Below are 23,293 nucleotides of genomic sequence, written 5' to 3'. Positions count from 1 at the left end.
GGCCGATCTCCCCCCTTTTGGGGGAGATGTCCGGCAGGACAGAGGGGGGCGCGAAGGAATGAGGTGATTGAAGGTTCGGTAACTTCCACTCGATCGAGCCTCCAACCTTGGTAAAACCCGGCAGCAGCCCGGCAATGGCCAGCGCCAGCGTGCTCTTGCCCGAGCCGCTCTCGCCGATGATGGCGAAGCGTTCGCCGGCGGCGACGTTGAGGCTGACATGTTTCAGCGCCGCCACCTCGCTGCCGTCACGGCGATAGGTCACCGTCAGATCGCGGATCGAAAGCAGCGCCGTCACGACAGGCTCCTTCTCACCGCCGCCGTCTCGACGACGCCTTCACCGGCGAGATAGACGCCGAGCACGGTCAGCACGAGTGCTACGCCTGGAATGATCGACAGGAAGGGCGCGGTGCGCAGCACGGCGCGACCCTCGGCGATCATGCCGCCCCAGGTCACGCGGTTGGGGTCGCCGAGGCCGAGAAACGAGAGGGCCGCTTCGGTGAGGATCGCGGCGGCGACGATCACCGACGACAGCGCCAGCAGCGGCGGCAATGCGTTGGGCAGCACTTCGCGCAAGGCGATCTCCAGCGGATGCATGCCGATGACGCGGGCGCCGGCGACAAAATCGCGCTCGCGGATCGACAGCACTTCGGCGCGGGCAACACGCGCCGGCCCCGTCCAGGCGCCGAGCGCGATCGCCGTGACGACGACGCCGAGCGATGGCCCGACGACGCTGACGAAGGCCAGCGCCAGCAGGAAGCTCGGCACGGTCTGGAAGGCGTCGGTGATGCGCATCAGCACTTCGTCGACTAGACCGCCGGCAAAGCCGGCCAGCGTGCCGATTACAGCGCCGACGGCAAGGGCTGCGGCTGCCGCCGCCAGCCCGACCGCCAGCGAGGTACGGGCGCCGTGGAGAAGCGCGGCCAGCACGTCGCGGCCGAGCCGGTCGGTGCCGAGCGGCAGCGACCAGTCCTGAAAGGGCGGCAGCAATGCCGGCCCGGCAATGGCGTGCGGGTCGCCGGGAAAGAACAGCGGCGCCGTCAGCCCCATGGCGAACAGCGCTACCAGGATGATCGCGCCGGCGATCGCTTCCGGCGTGCGAAGAAAGCGGCGAAGCGGGCTCACGCACCGGCCTCGCTGGCGCCGACGCGCGGATCGAGGAAGGCGTAGGCGATGTCGACAAGAAGATTGATAACGATGACCAGAACGGCGCTGACCAGGATTATCCCGAGCAGCAGCGGCGTGTCGCGCGCCGCCACCGCTTCCTGTGCCAGCCGGCCGAGGCCGGGCACCGAAAAAACGCTTTCGATGACGACGCTGCCGCCGAGCATCTGCGCCGATTGCAGGCCGAGCATGGTGACCAACGGCAACAGCGCGTTGCGGGCAACGTGGGCGAGCACGATGCGGCGGCGGGAGAGCCCTTTGGCGAAGGCGGCGAGGACAAAATCCTGTCGCCAGACCTCGGACATGCCGGCGCGCATCATGCGCAGATAGAGTGCCAGATAGATGAAGCCGAGTGCCGACACCGGCAGGATGAGATGGCGGGCGATGTCGGCCGCACGGTCGAGGCCGGTCTTGCCCGACGCTATGCTCTCGATGCCGCCGATCGGAAACCAGCGCAGGTCGACGGCAAAGACGATGATCAGCACCAGCCCAAGCCAGAAGCCGGGAACGGCGTAGAGCGCCAGCGAGCCGATCGACAGCAAGCGGTCGCGAAAGCTGCCGGGCCTGGCGCCGGCATAGATGCCGAGCGCCGAGCCGAGCCCGAAGGAGAGCGCGGTGGCGCTGCCCATCAACAGCAGCGTGTTGGGCAGGCGCTCGAGGATGACGTCGCGGATTGGCCGCGAAAAGGTCACCGATTGGCCGAGGTCGAGATGCAGCAACGCCCAGAGATAGGTCGCCAGCCGCGTCAACGCCGACTGGTCGAGGCCCCAGCGATGGCGCAGCAGTTCGATCATGCCGGCGTCGCCGCCGGTCGAGGCGATATAGGCGTCGACCGCGTCGCCAGGGGCGGCTTCAAGCAAAAGGAAAGTGCCCACGACGACGATCAGCAGCACGAAGACGCTGCCGACGAGGCGACGGCGAAGGAGGAGAAGCGCGCGGGTCATGGTGCACCGACATTGGCAGGTGGGCCAATTCTTCCGCGTTGCGTTCTACGGCGCCCCCCTCTGTCCTGCCGGACATCTCCCCCACTTGGGGGGAGATCGGCTGTCATTGTCGCTTTCGCCAATCTCCAGCGTTGCAAGAGGGCCGGCAACGCCGAAGCTGCCAATCTCCCCCCAAGTGGGGGAGATGTCCGGCAGGACAGAGGGGGGCGCCATAGAGCTCTCATCACCAAAGCTGAGCACCTGGATACACCATGTGCAAGCCTGGAGCGAACCTTGCTAAGCCTCCAGCCAGGTGTCCGCCCAGTTCGACACCGCCCAGCGCGGGTTGTTGGCGACATTCCCCACCGTGTCTCTGATAACGCTGATGAAGCTCCATTCGGCGACGTTGATCAGCGGCAGGTCGGCTGCGACCTTTTTCTGAAACTCCTTGTAAAGTTCCGTCCGCGCGGCGGGGTCGAGCGTCTCCGACGCCTTGGCGATGAGGGCGTCGAGTTCGTCGTTCTTGTAGCCGCCCTGGTTGGAGAACGGCACCCCGTCCGGGATGCCGCTCTGCACCAGGATGGTGGTCGAGATCGCCGGATCGCCGCGGAACACCGGCGGCCCGACCGCAAGGTCGAAGGCGTGGTCGGTGTAGACGGCCTTGATATGCGCGGCCGAGTCGTTGTTGACCAGCTGGGCGTCGATGCCGATGGCGGCGAGCGCCTGGCGCAGATAGTCGCCGAACTGCTTGGTCTCGTTGAAATAGGGTGCCGGCAGCAGCTTCAGCGAAAAGCGCTTGCCGTCGTCACCCCTGCTGTAGCCGGCTTCGTCGAGCAGGGCGTTGGCCTTGGCCACGTCGAAGGCATAAGTCGGCACATCGGTGGTATAGAACTGCGGATCGTTTTTCGGCACCGGGCCGGTGGCAGTGGCGGCATAGCCGAGGAACACCGTCCTGACGACGAAATCCTTGTCGATGGCGTGGGCGATCGCCTGGCGCACCTTCAGGTCGGCCAGCTCCTTGCGGCGATGATTGATCTCGACGACAAGCTGATAAGTCAGCGCCTCATAACCCTTGGTGATCACCTTGAGGCCAGGCACTTTTGAGATGCGGTCGAGATCGGCCAGCGGCACCGCGGAAAAGGCGGCGAGCTGGATCTCTTCGGCCTCGAGCGCGCTTGCCGCCGAGGTTCGGTCGGGCAGCACCTGATAGATGATCTCGTCGAGGTAAGGTTGGTCCTTACCCCAATAGTCCGCATTCCTCTCCAGCCGGTAATATTCGCCGGACTTGTGTTCGGCGAATTTGAACGGGCCGGTGCCAACAGGTGCGTTGTTGGCCGGGTTCTCTTCGATGTTTCCTGTCTCGTAGATGTGCTTCGGCACCACGCTGCTCAGCGCCGGCAAGGCGTTGCGGATCAGCTGGAACGGTGTCGGCCTGGCGAATTTGAACACCGCGGTCAGTTCGTCCGGGGTGTCGACCGCCTCCAGATCCTTGAACACGGTGCGGCCGAGATTCTGCAGCGGCTTCCAGATCTGCAGCGCCGAGAACGCGACGTCGGCGGAGGTAAAGGGTTTGCCATCATGCCATTTGACGCCCTCGCGCAATTTGAACGTCACTGACAAGCCGTCGGCGGCGCCCTCCCAGCTTGTCGCCAGGCGTGGGTCGAGCCCGTCCTTGCCGTCGAAGGACGCCTCGGCCAGCGTTTCCACGATCTTGCTCGAAATAAAGAACACACCGTTGGAAGCGACGATCGCCGGGTTGAGGTTGCGCGGCTCGGAATCGGCGGCGACGACCAGCCGCCCGCCTTTCTTCGGCGTCTGCGCCCAGCCGATCGTCGGCAGCGCCGTCGAAGCCAGAAGCAAAGCCGAACCGGCAAGCACGCTGCGTCTGGAAATCGTGAAATCTGACATGATCGAACTCCGTCCCTCTCAGCCACCCGGCCGGTGGGCCAGTACCCTGGGACGCCAGACGGCATCCTTGCAAGGGTGATTATGAGCCTTGCCGAGGGTTTCGCCAGAGACGGATTTGGCGCATCCTCATGTGGCTTTGAAAATTTCGTCCGCTGGACCAGTTACAGGGAAGCGGTTCAATCCGACCTTATCTGGTAGGACCAGGCTTATCTGGTAGGACGAGACTGGGCACCGCCGGCGATCCGAGCGGCCGGCCAAGGAATTCAGGGAGAGAAAGATGAACGTCGCTCCGGGTAAGAATGCCGTCAGCACCATCCCGTTCGATCATGCCAGGGTCGATCGGCTGATGGAGGAAGCCGGTATCGATGTGCTGCTCGCCACCTCCAAGCACAACACGCAATATCTACTTGGCGGCTACAGGTTCATCTTCTTCGCCGCCATGGATGCGATCGGCCACAGCCGCTATCTGCCCATAATTGTCTACGAGAGGGGCGGGCCGGACCACGCCGCCTATATCGGCAACCGCATGGAGGGCGCCGAGCACCAGAACAACCCGTTCTGGACGCCGACCTTCCACGCCGCCTGCTGGGGCACGCTCGACGCCGCCAATCTCGCGGTCGAGCACCTGACGAAAATCGGCAAGGGTGATGCCCGCATCGGCATCGAGCCGGCTTTCCTGCCGTCGGACGCCTACACGCTGATCCGCAAGGCGCTGCCGGATGCCAAGCTGATCGATGCGACCGATATGCTGGAGCGGATGCGGGCGATCAAGACGGATGCGGAGCTGGAGAAGCTGCGCATCGCCTCTGAACTGATCACCGATTCCATGCTGGCGACCATTCGCTGGGCACGTGAAGGCACGACCAAGACCGAAATTATCGAGCAGCTGCGGCGCGAGGAGACCAATCGCGGTGCGCATTTCGAATATTGCCTGTTGACGCTCGGCGCCAGCCACAACCGCGCCGGCTCGCCGCAGGCATGGAAGAAGGGCGAGGTGATGTCGATCGATTCCGGTGGCAATTATCACGGCTATATCGGCGACCTCTGTCGCATGGGCATTTTGGGCGAGCCGGATGCCGAACTCGAGGACCTTTTAGCCGAGGTCGAGACGGTGCAGCAGGCGGCCTTTTCCAAGGTCAGGGCGGGCACTCTTGGTGGTGACATGATTTCCTACGCGGAAGGCGTGCTGAAAGCGTCGAAGGTCGCGCCGTACACCGATTTCTTCGCCCACGGCATGGGGTTGATCACCCACGAAGCGCCGTTCCTGATGACCAACCACCCGGTGACCTATGACGGCACCTATGCCAAAAAGCCGCTGGAGAAAAACATGGTGCTCTCGGTCGAGACGACGATGCTCCACCCGACGCGCGGCTTCATCAAGCTCGAAGACACGCTGGCGGTCACTGAGACTGGCTATGCTATGTTCGGCGATCGGGGCAGGGGCTGGAACAGAGGTGGTGCTTCATGATCAGCCCGTACGCGCTGCCCCTCATCGCCCTGCCGGGCACTTCTCCCCGTATAGTGACCTATCGGATTCACACATCGCAAAAATCGAATCAGGATCAATAACTTAGATGACCATCGGTGTCGGAAGCAGCAGACACCGCGCGCCACCGCCGACGTTGAAAAGACTCGCTTTTCCAGCACGTTCCCTCGTGATTGATTAATGCCGGCAGAGATGTGTGAACATGATAGGTATAGTGACGGGGAGAAGGGGACGCTCCGACGCTGCATGCAATTCGAGCATTCGTGATTAGCGAAACCGTTGATGACAGCGCCCTTCTCCCCGTCTCTATACGGGGAGAAGATGCCGGCAGGCAGATGAGGGGCAGCGCTGCCCAGAGAAAGTTACTTCCCAGCCGGCGGCAGCAGCCGGAAATCCGGCAGGTCGCGCAGCGCCAGTTCCGGCCCGGCCGGCGAATAGACGATGAAGAGCTGCATCGGCGCATCGCCGGTGTTCAGCGTCGAGTGGAAGCGGCTTTCCGGCACATAGATGGTGCAGCCGGGGCCGACCTTCTCAACGACCGGATTGCCCCTCTCGTCTTCGACCATCTGCTCGCCATTGCCTGAGATAACGAAGATGATCTCTTCAGCGCCTGGATGATTGTGGCGCGTGTGGCCCTTGCCGGAGGGCAGGTCGACGACGCCGCCGGAAAAGCGGGCAGCACCGTTCACTTCGGGAGCCACCGTCAGCGACAGTCTGCCCCAGTCGAAGCCGAAGGCGCTGACATCCTTCGGATACACGAATAGCTTGCTCCGATCGGTCATCGTCTCATCCCTTCTTTTTCTTTGCGACAGTTCTAGTGCCAAGTGTGACCGCCTTGAAATCGGCAGTCTGCCTGGCGATCGCCGCCTCCGCCGGCAGCCGCTCCATCGAGCTGGCGCCGTAGAAACCGTGCAGGCCCTTGCAGCGTTCGAGGATATAGCGGGCATCGTCCGGCATCGAGATCGGCCCGCCATGGCAAAGCAGGATGACATCCTTGCGCACGGCACGCGCCGCTTCAGCGATGGCGTCGTTCTCCGTCACGCAGTCGTCGAGCGATTTGGCCGACGTCGCACCGATCGAGCCGCCGGTGGTCACCCCCATATGAGCGACGACGATGTCGGCGCCGGCCTTGGTCATGGCGCGCGCCTCATCGGGGTTGAACACATAGGGTGTGGTCAGCAGATCGAGCTCGTGTGCCGCGGCAATCATGTCGACCTCGAGCCCGAAGCCCATGCCGGTTTCTTCGAAACTCTGCCGCATCTGGCCGTCGAACAGGCCAATGGTCGGAAAGTTCTGCACGCCGGAAAAACCCATCGTCTTCAGCTCGGCCAGCAGCAGCGGCATGATGACGAAGGGATCGGTGCCGTTGACGCCGGCCAGCACCGGCGTCTTCTTCACCACCGGCAGCACCTCATAGGCCATTTCCTTGACGATCTCGTTGGCGTTGCCATAGGCGAGCAGGCCGGCGGCCGAGCCGCGGCCGGCCATGCGGTAGCGGCCGGAATTGTAGATGATGATCAGGTCGATGCCGCCGGCCTCCTCGGCCTTGGCCGAAAGGCCGGTGCCGGCGCCGCCGCCGACGATCGGCACGCCGCCGGCAATCATCTTGCGGAACTTTTCCAGGATCTTCTTGCGCGGTATGGCGGGCATGGCTTCGTCTCTCACTGTCTGGCGATGTCGAGAAAAGCCGCAACCGCAGCCTTGGCGAATTCGGGATCGTTGATGTGCAGCGGCAAGCGGATTACGCGACGCGTGTTATCCGGCATGATCGTGCGCTCGATGGCCTCGAAGAGTGCTGCATCGGCCTCGGGATCGAAAAAGGCGCCGCCTTCGATGTCGAGCGCCGAAACGCCTTTTTCGGGAATGAGGAACCGGACCGGATCCTCGCAGAGGCTCAGTCTCGCGCCGATCCATTCGCCGATCCTGCGGCTTTCGTCAGGCGTCGTGCGCATCAGCGTTACGTTCGGATTGTGCTCGTAAAACAGCCGCCCGCTATAGCGTTCCGGAATGGTCGACGGCGCCCAGAAATTCACCATGTCGAGCGCGCCGACCGAGCCGACATAGGGCAGTTTCGTGCGGGCGACCGCGCCGAAACGGTCTTCGGTTGCCGGCAGAACGCCGCCGAACAGGAGGTCGCAGACTTCTGTCGTCGTGATGTCGATGACGCCGGACAGCAAGCCGCTGTCGGCCAGCTTCTCCATGGTGCGGCCGCCGGTGCCGGTGGCGTGAAAGACCATGCAGTCATAGGTCGAACGAAGCTGCTCGGCGATGGAAGTCACGCATGGCGTGGTGACGCCGAACATGGTGAGCCCGATCGATGGTTTGCCGTCGGGCGGCGGCGCCGATTTCGCAGACATGGCTGCTATCGCCTGGGCGGCGTTGTGCAGCACGACGCGAGACAGCCGGTTCAAGCCGGCTATGTCGGTCACCGACGGCATCATGACGATGTCGGAGACATCGACATAAGGAGCGGTGTCGCCCGAGGCGAGCGTCGAGATCATGATCTTGGGCAGGCCGAGCGGCAGCGCGCGCATGCCGGATGTGATGATCGAAGTGCCGCCACCACCGCCGATCCCGATCATGCCTGATATGTCGGTGCGCGACTGGACAAACTGGGTGAAGGCGATGGCCATTGCCGCCACCGCGGCGCCGCGGTCGTCGCAGCCCAGCACGGCACTGCTGCCACCGGGATGGTGGCCGGCGACCTCTTCGGCCGAGACATCGACCGGCACGGTCGCATTGCGCGTTCCGACATCGACGCGGGCGACAGCAGCACCGGTGGCTGCGACCGCATCGGCCAGAAAGGCGAGTTCCTCACCCTTGGTGTCGGCGGTGCCCACCACATAGACGCGCTTCATTGCGTTTCCCCGGTTCGAGGCGCACTCGGCGTTGCTGCCGGCCGATCTTTTGCTCCGGCCGTTCGGCAGCGCGAAAGGCCATTGCAATTTTTTGAGACGTGCGTATCATATTGACATGAATGTCTCACGTCAACCAGTGACAGTGCCCGACGATGCCAGTTCTGGAGCAGCGCGCGGGCCGCGCGCCCGCACAAGGCGGTTGATGCTGGAGACTGCGACAAGGCTGATGCAGGCGGGCGCCACGCCTTCGGTCAGCGAGGTCGCCGAAGCGGCGGAAGTCTCCCGGGCCACCGCCTATCGGTATTTTCCAAGCCAGGCGGCGCTGGTGCAGGTGGTCGTCGATGAAGGGCTGGGGCCGATCCTCACCTGGAAATCGGCCTCGGTCGATCCCGAGCGCCGCGTCGCCGAACTGTTCGACACGGCCATGCCGCGCATCGAAGCCTTCGAGGCGACGTTCAAGGCGGCGCTAAAACTGTCGCTCGACCAGTGGGCGCGGCAGCAGGCAGGCACGCTGGGCGGCGAGCCGGCCTTCACGCGCGGCCATCGCGTCGATCTGCTCAAGGACGCAATCGCACCGCTCAAGAACCGGCTGCCGCCACGCGAATTCAAGCGCCTGGCACAGGCCCTGTCGTTGATCTTCGGCGTCGAAGTGCTCATCATACTGAAGGATATATGGGGGCTGGACAGCCGCAAGATGATGTCGGTAGCGCAATGGGCAGCCGGCGCCCTGGTACGGGCTGCAGTGATGGAATCGACGACCGACGGAGACAGAAGCGCGCCAGCGACAGCGGCGGAATAATATCGATCTGGTTCGACCAGATGGGGATACCGAGTACTGACAATAGTCGGTGCTCCGTAGCTTGAACAAGGGCCTTGCGTATCAACGAGTAGGAAAATTTAAGAAAAACAGACAGATGTTGCTGGAATCTGCTTGTCTGAGGCCCTGCCATCGTCCAAGAAAGAGCTTGACGTCCGTCCGAAATTGGTAATACCAGATCAGGACAATAAAGCGGATTGAAAGTGAGGGCTGCGATCCAATTCCGGCTGGGCGAGGAGGCTCAAAAAACCGGAACGGCGCCATCACGAGGAACTACCAGGGCCGGCCTCGCCGCCGGCTCGGATGATACGGTAGAATGCGCACAAGGGAGGAAATCATCATGCGCAAGACAATGACCAGCATGCTTGCTGGTATCGGCTTAGTGCTCGCCTGCGGAACGTCCGTCTACGCGCAGGATAAGGAACTCACCATCTTCTGGGCTGAGTGGGATCCGGCGAACTATTTGCAGGAACTCGTCAACCTTTACGAGGCCGAGAGCGGCGTTAAGGTCACGGTCGAGACGACGCCGTGGCCGGATTTCCAGACCAAGGCGTTCACCGAGTTCAACGCCAGGGGCAGCGCCTACGACATGGTCGTCGGCGATTCGCAGTGGATCGGCGCGGCCTCCGAGGCAGGCCACTATGTCGACCTCACCGACTTCTTCAACAAGCACAATCTGAAGGAAGTGATGGCGCCGGCGACGGTGAAATACTACGCCGAATATCCGTCCAACTCCGGTAAATACTGGTCGATCCCGGCCGAGGGCGACGCGGTCGGCTGGTCCTATCGCAAGGACTGGTTCGAAGACCCGAAGGAGATGGAAGCCTTCAAAGCCAAGTACGGCTACGATCTCGGCGTGCCGAAGGACTGGAAGCAGCTGCGCGACATCGCTGAATTCTTCCACCGTCCCGACGAGAAGCGCTACGGCGTCGCCATCTACACCGATAACTCCTACGATGCTCTGGTGATGGGCGTCGAGAACGCCATCTTCTCCTTCGGCGGCGAGCTTGGCGACTATGCCACTTACAAGGTCGACGGGATCATCAACTCCGAGCAGAACGTCAAGGCGCTCGAGGCTTACAAGGAACTCTATTCCTTCACCCCTCCTGGTTGGGCCAAGGCGTTCTTCATCGAGGACAACCAGGCGATCACCGAGAACCTGGCGGCGATGAGCATGAACTACTTCGCCTTCTTCCCGGCGCTCATCAACGAAGCCTCGAACCCGAATGCCAAGGCCACCGGCTTCTTCGCCAACCCTCCAGGACCGAACGGCGACCAGTTCGCCGCGCTCGGCGGCCAGGGCATCTCCGTCATTTCCTATTCCGAGAATCAGGAAGAGGCGATGAAGTTCCTGGAATGGTTCATCAAGGACGAGACGCAGAAGAAATGGGCGGAACTCGGCGGTTACACGGCAAGCGCCAAGGTGCTTGAGTCGCCTGAATTCCAGAACGCCACGCCTTACAACAAGGCCTTCTACGAAACCATGTTCAAGGTGAAGGACTTCTGGGCGACGCCGGAATATGCCGAACTGCTCATCCAGATGAACCAACGCGTCTATCCGTACATCACCGGCAATCAGGGCACGGCCAAGGAAGTGCTCGATGCGCTCGCCGCGGACTGGAACGCGACGTTCAAGAAATACAACCGCGTGAAGTAGACGGCACCAACGCTCGGAGGGGGCGGGAGCCCGCCCCTTCCGTTTTCGTTTTCGGAGGAACGGGCCTTGGCCACTGCAGTCATGACCACGCTGGATCCCAAGTCGCGCTCCGCCGCCCGCGGTATGAGCGACCTTTCGATCCGCAATCTCTTCATCATTCCGACGATCGTTTTCCTGATCGTCTTCAACATCTTTCCACTGCTCTATTCGCTCGGCTATTCGTTCACCGACTTTCGCGCGTCGAGCCCCGCGGCGGCCAATTTCGTCGGACTGCAGAATTACCGCGAGCTGCTCAACGACCCGTTCATCTGGTCGAATTTCGCCATCACCGCCAAATACGTCATCGTCTCCGTGGTCGGCCAGGTCATCGTCGGCTTCGGCGTGGCGTTGCTGCTCAACCGGGATATCCCGTTGAAGGGCCTGCTGACGACACTGCTGCTGTTGCCGATGATGCTGTCGATGGCTGTCGTCGGCCTGTTCTGGAAACTGCTCTACGATCCGTCCTTCGGCATCATCAACTATACGCTCGGCCTCGGCTCCTTCGAGTGGCTGTCCAACCCCGACATGGCGCTCTACGCGGTTGCCATCACCGACATCTGGATGTGGTCGCCCTTCGTCATGCTGCTGTCGCTCGCCGGCCTGTCGGCGGTGCCGAAGCACCTCTACGAGGCGGCCGCGATCGACCGCGCCGGCTCGTTCTATACGTTCTTTCGCATTACGCTGCCCTTGGTCGCGCCGATCCTGATGATCGCGATCATCTTTCGCACCATGGAGGCGTTCAAGACCTTCGATCTTGCCTACATCCTGACCAGCCAGCCAACCACCGAGGTGATCTCGATCCGGCTCTACAAGATGGCGTTCCAGGAATGGCAGACCGGGCGCTCCTGCGCGCTCGCCTATATCGTGCTGATCATGATCCTGGCGATCACCAACATCTACGTCAAATACCTGAACAAGGTGAAGGAGCGCTAGCATGGCCGCCGTCACCACCTCTGCCGAGCGTTCGCTCAACAAGCTCGCCATCGTCGGCGTGCTGATCGTCACGATTATCTTTCTGGCGCCGATCTACTGGATAGCCTCGACGGCGTTCAAGCCGCGCAACCTCGCCACCACCATCCCGCCGACGGTGGTCTTCCAGCCGGAGATATCGCCCTTCGTCAAGCTGTTCACCAAGCGCTCGCAGTTGCGCACTGCGCCGACGCCGGAACAATACGCCGCCGCCCCGTGGTGGGAGCGGCTGGTGTTTGACGGCGGCGAGAAGGTGGTGCGCTCGGGCAGGGGCGACGTGCAGTGGTCCGGCTATCCGAACCGCTTCATGAATTCGCTGATCGTGGCCATCACCTCGACGATCCTCGCCGTCGGCATGGGCACCTTCACGGCTTACGGGTTCTCGCGCTTCAAGATAAAGGGGGAACAGGACCTGCTCTTCTTCATCCTGTCGACGCGCATGCTGCCGCCGGTGGTGGTGGCGATCCCGATGTTCCTGATGTACCGGGCGGTCGGCCTCAACGACACGCATTGGGGCCTGATCATCCTCTACACCGCCTTCAACCTCAGCTTCTCGGTCTGGCTGATGAAGGGGTTCATGGACGAAATTCCGAAGGAGTACGAGGAGGCGGCCCTCGTAGACGGCTATACGCGCATGGAGGCCTTCTTCAAGATCGTGCTGCCGGAGGCGGCCACCGGCATCGCCGCCACCGCCGTGTTCTGCTTCATCACCGCGTGGAACGAATATGCCTTCGCGCTGATCATGACCAACCGACGCGCCCAGACGGCACCGCCCTTCATTCCAAGCCAGGTCGGTTCCGGCCTGTCGGACTGGACGGTGATTGCCGCCGGAACTTTCCTGTTCCTGCTGCCTGTCGCCATATTCACCTTCCTGTTGCGCAACCACCTCTTGCGCGGCATGTCCTTCGGAGCGATCCGAAAATGATCCGCCATGCTACAATCCAGCGCACGGCCGAGATCGTGATGGTGTGCGGCATTATCGCGCTCTGCCAGCCATGGAACCTCTTCCTGCACCGTTACGGGCTGACGATCATCATCGTCGGGCTGCTGACGTTCATGATCACCGGTTGGGTCGGCCCAAGGCAAAAGCCGCAGGCGACCGGCGCGCCGGAAAAAGAAGGTCACGCATGACCCAGATCGAACTTCGTGGCGTCCAGAAATTCTTCGGCGCCGTCCAGGTCATCAAGGACCTCAACCTCAAGATCGACGACAACGAGTTCATCGTGCTGCTCGGCCAGTCGGGCTGTGGCAAGACGACGACGCTTCGCGCCATCGCCGGGCTTGAGACGATCGACGGCGGCGATGTCCTCATCGACGGCAAGCCGGTCCAGCATCTCAAAGCTGCCGACCGCGACATCGCCATGGTTTTCCAGTCGTTCTCGCTCTATCCGCATATGAGCGTCTACGAGAACATCGCTTTTCCGTTGCGCGCCATGCGCAAGAGCAAGTCGGAGATCGACGGCGAGGTGCGCTCGGTCGCCAAAGTGCTGCAGATCAACGATCTGCTCGGCAAGAAGCCGTCGGCGCTGTCGGGTGGCGACATGCAGCGCGTGGCAATCGGCCGGGCGCTGGTGCGGCGGCCGAAGGCGATGCTGATGGACGAGCCGATCGGCGCGCTTGACGCCAAGCTGCGCGAGGAGATGCGCGCGGAGATCAAGCGGCTGCACATCAAGCAGGGCTCGACCACCATCTACGTCACCCACGATCAGATCGAGGCGATGAGCCTTGCCGACCGCATCGTCATTATGCATGAGGGCGTTCTGCAACAGGTGGGCAGCCCATCGGAAGTATATAAGCGACCGGCCAATCTGTTCGTCGCGCAATTCGTTGGCTCGCCGGTGATGAACGTCGCCAACGCGGCGGTGACGATGAACGGCTCCGGCGCCAGGGTCACCGTCGACGGGGCCGCGGAAGGGTTCCTTTTCCCGGCCGAACTGGTCAGCCAGCTCGACGCCGCGAACGTCGGGCAGGACCGCCTCGCACTCGGCATCCGCCCCGAAGGCGTGATGGTCTCGCGCGAGCCGGCGGACGGCTATCTGCCGGTCGAGGCGCACATCATCGAACCGCTTGGCTCCTACGACATCGTCGACCTCAAGGTCGGGGCACAGATGTTGCGCGCCCGAACCCGTTCCGGTTTCGTCGGCAAGCCGGGGGTCCAGGTCTTCGCCAAGCTCGACCCGGCGCAGGCGCACTTCTTCGACACGGCAAGCGGCAATTCGCTGGGGGTGAGACTCTGATGGCCCATATCCAGCTCAAGAATATCTCGAAGACATTCGGCAATCACACCGCGTTGACCGGGCTCAATCTCGACATTGCCGACGGCGAGTTCTTCGTGCTGCTCGGCGAGACCGGCGCCGGCAAGACGACGACGCTGCGCATGATTGCCGGCCTGGAAAAGCCGGACGAGGGGCAGATACTCATCGACGGCGCTGATGTCGCTGACTGGGGTGCGGCCGAGCGCGACGTGGCGCTGGTTCTGCAGCAATACTCGCTCTATCCGCGCTATACGGTGCGCGAGAATCTCGAATTCCCGCTGAAGCCGAAAATCCGCCGCATCGAGCCCGACGAGATCAAGACGCGTGTCGACCGCGTTGCCAAGACCTTGCGTATCGAGCATCTGCTCGACCGCAAGACGGATCGCCTCTCTGGCGGCGAGATGCAGCGCGTCTCGATTGGTCGCGCCATCGTCAGGAAGCCGCGCGTATTCCTGATGGATGAGCCGCTGTCGGCGCTCGACGCCAAGTTGCGCGAGGCGCTGCGCACCGAGCTGAAGAACATCCAAATGAACCTTGGTCAGACCTTCCTGTTCGTCACGCACGATCAAATCGAGGCGATGTCGATGGGCGACAAGGTTGGCGTGCTCAATCATGGCCGCATCGTCCAGACCGGCACGCCCTATGAGATCTACAACAATCCACGCGACACCTATGTGGCGAGCTTCGTCGGCTCGCCGCCGATGAACCTTATCGACGGCAAGCTCGTCAACGGCCGCGCGGTGATGGCACCGCTGAATTTCGAACTGCCTTTTGCGGGGGGGGCCAGGACGAGCGGCGAGACCGACGGTCGCCCGCTCGTCTTCGGTATTCGTCCCGAGGATCTCTATCTCGAGAGCGGAGCGCCGGTGGAAGCGCGCGTCCACGATGTCGAGAACCATGGCGTCGAAAAGATCCTGACCCTGCGGGTCGGCGACACCATGCTGCGGGCCACGGTGCCGGCCAGAACCGATGTCGAGATCGAGCAACCGGTGCGCTTTGCCTGGGATCCGGACAAGGTGGTGCTGTTCGACAAGGGTACCGGGGTAAGCCTCCGTCACGCGGGCTAAGGCGCGTCTACGGCTGGAGCCTGTGGCCAGGCTTAGCCGGCTTGACGATTTTCAGCCTGTTCCTCGGCGCGAAAATGGCTGGGAGCCGATCCGATGACGCGCTTGAACGCCCGACTAAACGACGCGTCGGATTCATAGCCCAGGCGTGCGGCGACGACGGAAATCTTCAACCGGTCGCGGACCAGCCATTGCCGTGCCTGGTGCATTCTCACCTGGGTGACATATTTGGCCGGCGTTTCGCCGACGATCGTCGCGAATCGCTCGGCGAAGCCCGACCGGGAGGCGCCCATCATCCTGGCCAGGGTCTCCACCGTCCAGTCGCGGTTCGGTTCAAGGTGGATCGCGGCCAGCACGCGCCCGATCTCGCGATCCCTCACTGCCGCGATCCATCCGGACGAGTCGCCGCAGCCGCGCTCGACCCATGAGCGGATGACGGTGGCGGCCAGCACATCGGCAAGCCGTGCCAGAATGCCGCCGGAACCGACGCGCTCCATCGTCACTTCGCGGGCCATCGCCTCCAGCAGATGCGGGATACCAGGTTCATAGGCTTCCAACTCGTGCGCGCGCATCACGTCCGGCATCATGCCGAGCAATGGGTGCAAACCGTCGAGATTAAAATACATGCTGCCGAAGAACAGCAGCGTCCCCGGCCGGCAACCTTCATTGGACATGCAGTAGACGTTCTTGCAGAGCTCGGCGACCTCGTAGCCCTGGATCGGCGAAGCCTTGGTGCCCGGCTCGCTCGCCAGGACGTGTGCTGCACCGCGCGGCAGCAGCACCGCGTCGCCCGCCTTGAGCTCAACCCATTCGCCGGACGGCTGCAGCAGCCAGCATCCTTTGCGGCCGATGAAATGAAACCGCGCCGCCGTCCGGGCCGGAAACTCGAGGCCCCAAGGCTCCTGCATTTCACAGCGGCCGTATTCGACGCCGTCGAGCCTTAACCCGCGCAATATGTCTGTCAGCGGATCGCCGGTGATCGGAACTTTGGACGAATGGTCAAGCATGATGGTGTTTCTAGCATGGAAACGCCAGACGATCACTCCCTATGTTGCACTGCAGCCAGATGCTGCGCTGCAACCAGATTGGAGATTCCATCATGACCGAACCCGCGACAGGCGTCATGGCCGCCGTTCTCGATCCTGCGGAAACCGGCGAACGAGCCGAGCCGGCGTGGGGAGCGGTCGTATCCCTCGCGCTCGGTGTGTTTGGGCTTGTGACCGCAGAATTCCTGCCCGCCAGCCTGCTGACGCCGCTGGCGCAGGACCTCGGCATATCGGAAGGCACTGCCGGCCAGGCGGTGACGGCAACGGCCATGGTCGGAGCGATAGCCGCTCCGACCATGGCCATCATCACCAGACGGCTGGACCGCAGGCTCGTCATGTGGGGACTGACCGTGCTGCTGATCCTGTCGAACCTCTTGGCGGCGTTTGCGTCCTCGCTTCCCGTTCTTCTGATCGCCCGCATCATGCTCGGGATCAGCCTCGGCGGCTTCTGGTCGATGTCGGCGGCCATGGCGATGCGGCTTGTCCCGATGCGGCTGATGCCACGCGCCATGTCGATCATTCTCACCGGCGTCTCGGTGGCGACCGTCTGCGCCGCCCCGGTCGGCGCCTATGTCGGCGACATCTGGGGATGGCGAACCGCCTTCATGATCGCGGCTGTTGTCGGCGCCCTGGCGCTGCTGATGCAGGTCGCCACCCTTCCGAAGCTGCCGCCGGCGGGCGTGGCGAGCTTTCGGATCCTGTTTGAAGTGCTGAAGCGGCCGATGATCAGGGTTGCGCTGCTGGTGGTCCTGCTGGTCGCGTCGGGACACTTTGCCGGCTTCACCTATGTCCGCCCATTTCTCGAGAAAGTGCCCGCACTGGATATCGAGACGATCTCGCTTGTGCTGCTCGCCTACGGCATCGGTGGTTTCTTCGGCAATTTTGCCGGCGGGTTCATGGCTGGACGCAGTCTCAAGACCGCGGTGGGGCTTGCGCCGCTGCTGATTGCGGTCGCCGCACTTCTGCTGCTGACCATCGGCGCCTCGCCAGTGGTTGCGGCGATAGCGGTTGCCGCCTGGGGTTTTGCCTTTGGCGCGGTCCCGGTTGGGCTGCAGACCTGGCTGGTGCGAGTCGCTCCAGACCAGGCTGAAAGCGCCGGCGGGCTGATGGTCGCCACATTCCAGGTGGCGATCGCGCTGGGCGCCGTTTTCGGCGGCCTGCTGGTCGACAATGCCGGCGTTGCCAGCGCGTTCGCCTATTGCGGGATAGCAACGTTGCTGGCGGCCTTGGCGGCATTCCTGCTTGGCCCGAGGACAACCGACAGGTGAGGGCCCGTCAAGCAGCGCGGCCGTCGAAGTCCAAAACCGGCACAGCGTCCAGATCGAGATCGTCTATGCAATGGATGTTGACGTAAGCGCTTCGTTCGCTCCCTTCGCTGACGTCCTCGGCGAATGGATGGATGCCGCAGGTCCGGCAGAACCGGTGGGCGATGACATGATTGCCGAAGGTGTATTTGCCAAGATCGTCGCCCCAGGCAAGCACCCGCAATGCCTCGTGCGGCACGGCCCATAGCAGCGCGCCTTTGCATGAGCAGATCGAGCAATTGCATCGCACGGCTCCGGTCAGCTCGCCTTCGACCTCGAAGGCGATCTTGCCGCAGTGGCAGCTGCCTTTGTAGAGCATCGGTGTTCTTCCCTTCCATATTCCTGGCGTTTGGCAGGGGTACAAAAACAGCCCGCGCCGGGTTAATTCTTGGCGCTATGCGCTCGCATTGCCCTTAAGACGTTCAACACGTCCGGAGTCCGACACCGAAAATGCAATCAGCCCGCGACCGCCTCGAAGCCGTCCTTTCGCGTCTCGCCGTCCGCGCCGACAGTGAAAGCGTATTCGTAAGACTCTATCCGGAAGTCGCACGAGCAGCGGCCGACGCCGCCGACGCCAGGCGCAGAGCCGGCGTGACGCTCGGGCCGCTCGACGGAACAATTCTGTCGATCAAGGACCTGTTCGACGTCGCCGGCGAGCCGACCACGGCCGGTTCGTTGCTGCTCAGCACCGCGGCGCCGGCGCTGCGGGATGCTGTTATCGTTCGGCGGCTGCGGCAGGCCGGCGCGGTGATCTTCGGCAAGACCAACATGACCGAATTCGCCTTCACCGCGATCGGCGTCAACCCGCATTACGGCACGCCCGGCAATGCGACCGACGCCGGCCGGATTGCCGGCGGCTCATCCTCCGGCGCCGGTGTTTCCGTTGCCGAAGGCACGAGCGAGATCTCGATCGGTTCCGACACCGGCGGTTCGGTGCGTATTCCGGCGGCGCTGAACGGTATCGTCGGCTTCAAGCCGACGGCGCGGCGCGTGTCCCGCGTTGGCGGCTTCCCGTTGTCCGACACGCTCGACTCCATCGGCCCGCTTGCCCGGACCGTCGCCGAATGTGCGGCAGCCGATGCGGTGATGGCGGGCGAGGAGCCTGTGGCTCTGGTTCCGCTTCCGCTTGCCGGACTGCGCATCGGCGTTCCGCGCGGCGTGCTCTTCGAAGATACCGAAGAAGATATCGCGGCGGCGTTCGAGCGATGTGCTCGCAAGCTGGAACTCGCCGGTGGACGCCTCGCCGATCTGTCCATCGATGACCTCCTTGCCGATTTGCGAGCGGCAACCAGGCGGGCCTCGATCGCAGCAATGGAGGGCGCCGCGGTCCATGCAGATTGGCTTGCAGAAGGTGCGGCGACGCCGGTCGATCCGCGGGTGAGCGAGCCGTTGTCGCGCGCCGCCGCCGTTCCGGCCACGGCCTATATAAGCGCAATCCGCCGCCGCACGGCGCTTGTCGCGGCCATGGACGAGCGGCTGGCGTCCGTCGATGTGCTGGCCCTGCCGACCACGCCGGTCACCGCGCCGACCATCGTGTCGATGACCAGCGACCAAGCTCTGTGTGGGCGTACGGAAGGCCTTCTGCTGCGCAACACGCAGGTCGCCAACCAGTTCGATCTCTGTGCGATCTCGCTGCCTATGCCGGGAATGGCGCGCCCGGCCGGGCTGATGCTGGTGGCGCGCCACGGCCACGACCACTGGCTCCTGCGTATCGCGGCGGAAGTCGAGGCTCTGCTTGCCGGTTGAGGTGCTCAGATATCGGCCGGGAACCGCCGCCGGTAGTGCTCGACCACTTCGGGATTACGCAGGTTGACCGGCAATTTGTTGGCCAGCACCAGCAAGGCTTCATCAGCCGAACCGACGCCCATGCGCATCATCGATTGCTCGGTGATGCCGGCCATGTGCGGCGTGACGATGACATTGTCGAAGCCGAAATAGGGGTGATTGGGCGGCAGCGGCTGCGTCGCAAAGACATCGAGCGCGGCACCGCCGATACGGTCCTTCTGCAGCGCTTCGATCAGCGCGTCGTCGTCGATCACCGGCCCGCGCGAAATATTGATCAGCAGCGCATGCAGCTTCATTCGACCGATACGCTCGCGGTTGATCAGGCCGCGCGTCTCGGGTGTCAACGGGCAGCACAGAACGATGATGTCGCTCTGCTCGACCAGCGCATCGATCGACAGGAACCCGACCCTGTCCGGCGCCGGCCTCATGCTGCGCGTCGTCGCCACCACGTTCAGGTCGAAACCATGCGCCGCGATGTGGCCGACTGCCTGCCCGATGGCGCCGAAGCCGACAATGCCGATCGTCTTGCCGGCGAGCTCGCTGGCGAGAATGGTGTGATCGCGGCCGGCCAGCCAGCCCTTCGCCCGCAAGTCGCGGTCCACCATGCGGAAGCGCCGCAGCAGCGCCAGGGCCGCGAACATCACGTATTCGGCGACCGAGCGCGCATTGACCGCCGGCACGTTTGCCACCAGCACGCCGGCTGCAGTGGCGGCTTCCATAGGGACCATGTCGAGCCCGGCCCCGTGGCGGATTGCCGCCCGGAGCTTCGTCGCACCTTCGAAAAGCGCTGATGGCAGCGGCGCGCGAACGATGATGATATCGGCATTCCTCGCCTCAGTCGCCAGCGTGTCCGCATCGAGGGCGGAGGCGACGACGAGTTCGCCGGCGCCGGTCAGCATGGCGGAGGCGCGCGGGTGCAGCGTGTGTGTCGTCAAGATCTTAGGCATGTCAGACCGGTTCGAGCGCTGGGCTGTTAGGTTCTGCCCCGCCACCCTCGATCAGGCCTTTCCAGTAGCTCTCCGCGCCTTGCAGATGGGCACTCATCAGCGCTTGGGCGAGATTGCCGTCGCGGCGCAGCAGCGCCTCGTAGATCTGGATGTGCTCGGCATGCGAGCGCACGCTGCGTTCGGGATCGTTGAAATAAATCGGCAGGCGTTGCTCGCCCATCATGTAATAGAGGCTGCATATGTTGTGAAAGACGCTGTTCTTGGTCGCCCGCACGATCTCAAGGTGAAATTCGCGGTCCTCCCTGGCGAGGCCCTCGCCCGCCGCAATGCGGTCTTCCGAAGCCTTCAGGATTTCGCGCAGCCGTTCGAAATTTTCCTCGGTGGCGCGCGAGCAGGCAAGCTCGGCGGCCTTGATCTCATGGATCTTGCGCAACTCGACCGTCTCGTAGATCTGGATCGGATCGAGCGGCAGGCCGGCCCGCGCAAAAAGCGCCATCGCCTCGACGCTAGCCTGCTTGGTGTCGATGTAGATGCCGGACTTGGCCCGGCGCTCAACGATGCGCATGGCTTCGAGGATGGCCAGCGCCTCGCGGATCTGGCCGCGGCTGACGGCGAAATGCTCCGCCAGTTCACGCTCCGACGGCGTTCGGCCGGTCGCCTCGTCGGAGTGGGAGAACAGATAGGCGGCGAGTTCCGCGAGAAGGTTCTTTTCTTTCATGATCAGCCGCGTAGCGCGTGCGCCTCCAGGAACCGTTCCGAAAGGTTGAATCCCAGCCCAGGTTTCTCGGGGATCGCTATCATGCCGTCCTTTGCTTCGACAGTCTCCTCGATCAGATCGTGGATCATCGGATTGGCGCCGAGCGAATATTCTACGGTAAAGCTAGCCGGCGAAGCAGCGCAGACATGCAGCCCGGCAAAGAAGCAAGGTGCGCCGGCCCAAAGATGCGGCGCAAAGCGCAGATTGAAGGCGCTGGCGATGGTGCCGATCTTCATCGCCTCGCTGATGCCGCCGCAGAAGGCGGGGTCAGGCTGGAAGATGTCGGCAGCCTTGAGCGTGGCGAGGTCGCGGAACGCGTAGCGCGTCGCTTCGCTTTCGCCGGTGGCGATCGGGATAGAACCGGACGCCCGCACTTCGGCCATGCCGGGTTTGTCGTCGGCGATGACCGGCTCCTCGAACCAGGCCAGATCGAGATCGCCGGCGAGATGGATGAAGCGTTTGGCTTCCGCCACCGTATAGGTGCCGTGCGCATCGACCATCAGGTCGACTTCGGGGCCGAGCGCCTGTCTTGCGGCGCGGACGCGGGCGGCGGAATTGTGCGGAGCGCCGTCCATCGCGCCGATCCGCATCTTCAGCGCCTTGAATCCGCCCTTGGCGATATAGGATTTCAACTGCTCGCCGATCGCCTCGGAGGAGGCCCAGCCGCCGGAGGCGTAAGCCGGCATGCGGTCAAGCTTGCGGCCGCCGAGCAGCCGCCAGACCGGAACCCCCAGCGACTTGCCCAGAATATCCCACAACGCGATATCGACGGCGCTGATTGCGGCGATGCTGATGCCGCGCCGCGCCAATTGCGGCATGGCATGGCCGTTTTGCGCGGCGCTTTCGTGGCGCACGCCATTGTAGAGCATCTCCCAGATCACCCCGATGTCGGCCGGATCGCAGCCGATCAGCTGCGGGCCGACCTCGTGGTTCAGCATGTGGACGAGGGCACCATAGCTGCCGGTGCTGCCGGCGGCATTCTTGCCTTCGCCCCAGCCAACCAGCCCATCGTCGGTCTCGATACGCAGGATGGCGGCGTCGAACGTCGTCACCTGACCGAAGTCGCTGCGGTGCTGCCGCGCGGCTTCGATCGGTATGCGGACCCACCAGGCTTGGACCGTCTTGATGCGCATGTTCATCCTCTGCCTTGCCGCCGTTAGGGGCCGCCGTCGGGCGGAAAGGCTCGTTTCCAGAGATCGATTACTTGATCAGCGGCAGCAGCGTTTCGGCGGTGATGCGCATCTGGTCGGTGTAGAATTTTTCCGTGAGCACGCTGGAACCGTGGTCCTGGATGAATTTGAGCTGCTCCGGCGAGATGTCGACCGGGTTGCGTTCGACCATGTCGGGATAGGGAGCAGCCGGCGTGCGGTCGACAGGGGCGACGAACTCGTTGGTCAACGCGCCGTCGTAACCGACTTCCATCAGGGTGCCGACGATCTTCGGCCAGTCGATCTGTCCGAGACCGGCGGCGAAGCGGTTGTTGTCGGCGACGTGGAAATCGAACAGGCGGTTTCCGACCTGCCGGATGGCATCGTAGACGTTGAACTCCTCCATGTGGAGGTGATAGGCGTCAAGGCAGACACCGCATTCGGGGCTGACCGCATCGGCGAGCGCCAGCGCCTGGGCGCCACGGTTGAACAGATAGGTCTCGAAGCGGTTGAGCGGCTCGACCGCGATCTTTACGCCGACCTTCTTGGCATGGGTGAAGCATTCCCTGGTGGCGTCGACCACCCATTTCCATTCTTCTTCCTCGGTGCCGTCCGGCACCACCTTGCCGACGGTGGCGGGAACGAGCGTGATGATCTCGCCGTCGAGCTCGCTCACCATCGTCAGCACGTCCTTGACATACTGCACCGAGCGCTCGCGCTGGCCCTGGTCCTTGGCGGCGAGATTGCGCTCGCCCAGCATCAGCGTCACCGCCCCCCAGCAGCGAATGCCGTGCTCCTTCAGGAGCGCACGTGTCTCATTGATCTTGTATTGTTCGGGCTCGCCGGAAATCTCGATCGACTCATAGCCGAACGTCTTGATGCGCTTGAGCGTCGTCTCCAACGGCTCCGCCCGCATCCAGTTGTGCGTCGAAAGATGCATGGTCTGTCCTTCCCAGAATTCGCCTTTAACAATTCGCCTGCGACGCCAGGTTGCGTTGCAGGCTTCCTCCCCAAGGCGTTCCAGCATTCGTAGTAACTGGTTCGACCAATTGAGCGTGAAAAGAGGTCTACAGTAATTTCATCTGGACGGCAAGAAATCCTGTATGGCAGCCCCGGCCAACGGTTATTTTGTTGATTAAACTAACATATTTGCCCGCTGCCCGGCAATT

23 protein-coding genes are annotated in these 23,293 nt (G+C 63.1%); 10 read left to right on the top strand and 13 right to left on the bottom strand.

Annotation, left to right across the window (positions count from 1 at the left end):
• From NMG80_RS37970 to NMG80_RS24105, 4 genes are all read right to left on the bottom strand, one after another.
• On the bottom strand, positions 1 to 295 hold a 295-nt coding region (locus NMG80_RS37970), incomplete at its 3' end, for an ATP-binding cassette domain-containing protein (protein ID WP_436798666.1).
• A complete protein-coding gene (locus tag NMG80_RS24115) occupies positions 292 to 1,122 on the bottom strand; it encodes an ABC transporter permease (RefSeq protein ID WP_254020421.1) in 831 nt (276 codons plus the stop codon). The genes NMG80_RS37970 and NMG80_RS24115, both read right to left, overlap by 4 nt.
• Positions 1,119 to 2,105 (bottom strand): ABC transporter permease, encoded by a 987-nt coding sequence (locus NMG80_RS24110; protein WP_254020420.1) that lies wholly within the window; start codon positions 2,103 to 2,105, stop codon positions 1,119 to 1,121. Before NMG80_RS24110 ends, NMG80_RS24115 begins: the two co-directional genes overlap by 4 nt.
• A 276-nt stretch (positions 2,106 to 2,381) precedes the next feature.
• The gene (locus NMG80_RS24105; protein WP_254020419.1) at positions 2,382 to 3,992 is read right to left on the bottom strand and encodes an ABC transporter substrate-binding protein; all 1,611 of its coding nucleotides are present in this window, start codon (positions 3,990 to 3,992) and stop codon (positions 2,382 to 2,384) included.
• A gap of 277 nt (positions 3,993 to 4,269) precedes the next feature.
• Between NMG80_RS24105 and NMG80_RS24100 the strand changes: the two genes are divergently transcribed.
• Entirely contained in the window at positions 4,270 to 5,460 is a 1,191-nt protein-coding gene (locus tag NMG80_RS24100; RefSeq protein WP_254020418.1) for a M24 family metallopeptidase, read from the top strand.
• 380 nt (positions 5,461 to 5,840) lie between these two features.
• Here the strand turns inward: NMG80_RS24100 and NMG80_RS24095 are convergent, their stop codons facing one another.
• The 3 genes from NMG80_RS24095 to NMG80_RS24085 are packed head-to-tail and all read right to left on the bottom strand — an operon-like array spanning position 5,841 to position 8,336.
• Positions 5,841 to 6,260, bottom strand: a complete 420-nt coding sequence (locus tag NMG80_RS24095; RefSeq protein WP_254020417.1) for a cupin domain-containing protein — start codon at positions 6,258 to 6,260, stop codon at positions 5,841 to 5,843.
• Positions 6,261 to 6,264: 4 nt separating this feature from the next.
• Positions 6,265 to 7,128 carry a phosphoenolpyruvate hydrolase family protein gene (locus tag NMG80_RS24090; RefSeq protein WP_254020416.1) on the bottom strand — a complete coding sequence of 288 codons (864 nt, stop codon included), beginning with the start codon at positions 7,126 to 7,128 and terminating at the stop codon, positions 6,265 to 6,267.
• An 11-nt stretch (positions 7,129 to 7,139) separates the two neighbouring features.
• Complete coding sequence (locus NMG80_RS24085; RefSeq protein ID WP_254020415.1) at positions 7,140 to 8,336, bottom strand: Tm-1-like ATP-binding domain-containing protein; 1,197 nt, start codon at positions 8,334 to 8,336, stop codon at positions 7,140 to 7,142.
• Between the two features lie 115 nt (positions 8,337 to 8,451).
• On the opposite strand from NMG80_RS24085, the gene NMG80_RS24080 reads away from it, so the two are divergent.
• The 7 genes from NMG80_RS24080 (at position 8,452) to NMG80_RS24050 (ending at position 15,140) form a co-directional block, all read left to right on the top strand.
• Positions 8,452 to 9,135, top strand: coding sequence for a TetR/AcrR family transcriptional regulator (locus tag NMG80_RS24080; protein ID WP_254020414.1), 684 nt, complete (start codon positions 8,452 to 8,454; stop codon positions 9,133 to 9,135).
• Positions 9,136 to 9,493: 358 nt separating this feature from the next.
• A complete protein-coding gene (locus tag NMG80_RS24075; protein WP_254020413.1) occupies positions 9,494 to 10,810 on the top strand; it encodes an extracellular solute-binding protein in 1,317 nt (438 codons plus the stop codon).
• A gap of 66 nt (positions 10,811 to 10,876) precedes the next feature.
• Positions 10,877 to 11,782 (top strand): carbohydrate ABC transporter permease, encoded by a 906-nt coding sequence (locus tag NMG80_RS24070; RefSeq protein ID WP_236393045.1) that lies wholly within the window; start codon positions 10,877 to 10,879, stop codon positions 11,780 to 11,782.
• Position 11,783: 1 nt separating this feature from the next.
• Positions 11,784 to 12,743, top strand: coding sequence for a carbohydrate ABC transporter permease (locus tag NMG80_RS24065; protein ID WP_128173440.1), 960 nt, complete (start codon positions 11,784 to 11,786; stop codon positions 12,741 to 12,743).
• Positions 12,740 to 12,949 carry a hypothetical protein gene (locus NMG80_RS24060; RefSeq protein WP_095493280.1) on the top strand — a complete coding sequence of 70 codons (210 nt, stop codon included), beginning with the start codon at positions 12,740 to 12,742 and terminating at the stop codon, positions 12,947 to 12,949. Before NMG80_RS24065 ends, NMG80_RS24060 begins: the two co-directional genes overlap by 4 nt.
• On the top strand, positions 12,946 to 14,055 hold the full coding sequence (locus NMG80_RS24055; RefSeq protein WP_254020412.1) for an ABC transporter ATP-binding protein: 1,110 nt from the start codon (positions 12,946 to 12,948) through the stop codon (positions 14,053 to 14,055). Before NMG80_RS24060 ends, NMG80_RS24055 begins: the two co-directional genes overlap by 4 nt.
• Positions 14,055 to 15,140 (top strand): ABC transporter ATP-binding protein, encoded by a 1,086-nt coding sequence (locus NMG80_RS24050; protein ID WP_254020411.1) that lies wholly within the window; start codon positions 14,055 to 14,057, stop codon positions 15,138 to 15,140. The genes NMG80_RS24055 and NMG80_RS24050 overlap by 1 nt, the downstream gene beginning before the upstream one ends.
• Before the next feature lie 32 nt (positions 15,141 to 15,172).
• On the opposite strand, the gene NMG80_RS24045 is transcribed toward NMG80_RS24050, so the two are convergent.
• On the bottom strand, positions 15,173 to 16,144 hold the full coding sequence (locus NMG80_RS24045) for an AraC family transcriptional regulator (RefSeq protein WP_254020410.1): 972 nt from the start codon (positions 16,142 to 16,144) through the stop codon (positions 15,173 to 15,175).
• Positions 16,145 to 16,236: 92 nt separating this feature from the next.
• On the opposite strand from NMG80_RS24045, the gene NMG80_RS24040 reads away from it, so the two are divergent.
• Positions 16,237 to 17,451, top strand: coding sequence for an MFS transporter (locus tag NMG80_RS24040; protein ID WP_254020409.1), 1,215 nt, complete (start codon positions 16,237 to 16,239; stop codon positions 17,449 to 17,451).
• Between the two features lie 7 nt (positions 17,452 to 17,458).
• On the opposite strand, the gene NMG80_RS24035 is transcribed toward NMG80_RS24040, so the two are convergent.
• Complete coding sequence (locus NMG80_RS24035; protein WP_254020408.1) at positions 17,459 to 17,806, bottom strand: GFA family protein; 348 nt, start codon at positions 17,804 to 17,806, stop codon at positions 17,459 to 17,461.
• A 131-nt stretch (positions 17,807 to 17,937) separates the two neighbouring features.
• On the opposite strand from NMG80_RS24035, the gene NMG80_RS24030 reads away from it, so the two are divergent.
• Positions 17,938 to 19,233: an amidase gene (locus tag NMG80_RS24030; protein ID WP_254020407.1), complete on the top strand. Its 1,296-nt coding sequence runs from the start codon at positions 17,938 to 17,940 to the stop codon at positions 19,231 to 19,233.
• Positions 19,234 to 19,238: 5 nt separating this feature from the next.
• Here NMG80_RS24030 and NMG80_RS24025 read toward each other — a convergent pair whose 3' ends face one another.
• The 4 genes from NMG80_RS24025 to NMG80_RS24010 all read right to left on the bottom strand — a co-directional run bounded on the left by NMG80_RS24025 (position 19,239) and on the right by NMG80_RS24010 (position 23,064).
• Positions 19,239 to 20,219, bottom strand: coding sequence for a hydroxyacid dehydrogenase (locus NMG80_RS24025; RefSeq protein ID WP_254020406.1), 981 nt, complete (start codon positions 20,217 to 20,219; stop codon positions 19,239 to 19,241).
• A 1-nt stretch (position 20,220) separates the two neighbouring features.
• Complete coding sequence (locus NMG80_RS24020) at positions 20,221 to 20,937, bottom strand: FadR/GntR family transcriptional regulator (protein ID WP_254020405.1); 717 nt, start codon at positions 20,935 to 20,937, stop codon at positions 20,221 to 20,223.
• Positions 20,938 to 20,939: 2 nt separating this feature from the next.
• Positions 20,940 to 22,109 (bottom strand): mandelate racemase/muconate lactonizing enzyme family protein, encoded by a 1,170-nt coding sequence (locus NMG80_RS24015; RefSeq protein WP_254020404.1) that lies wholly within the window; start codon positions 22,107 to 22,109, stop codon positions 20,940 to 20,942.
• Between the two features lie 67 nt (positions 22,110 to 22,176).
• Positions 22,177 to 23,064 (bottom strand): sugar phosphate isomerase/epimerase family protein, encoded by an 888-nt coding sequence (locus NMG80_RS24010; RefSeq protein ID WP_254020403.1) that lies wholly within the window; start codon positions 23,062 to 23,064, stop codon positions 22,177 to 22,179.
• Between the last annotated feature and the right edge of the window lie 229 nt (positions 23,065 to 23,293).

It is taken from the genome of Mesorhizobium escarrei, assembly GCF_935825525.1.
Taxonomy (GTDB): Bacteria; Pseudomonadota; Alphaproteobacteria; order Rhizobiales; family Rhizobiaceae; genus Mesorhizobium; species Mesorhizobium escarrei.
The sequence above is the reverse complement of the archived record's forward strand: the minus strand, read 5'-3'. Positions and strand labels throughout refer to the sequence as shown.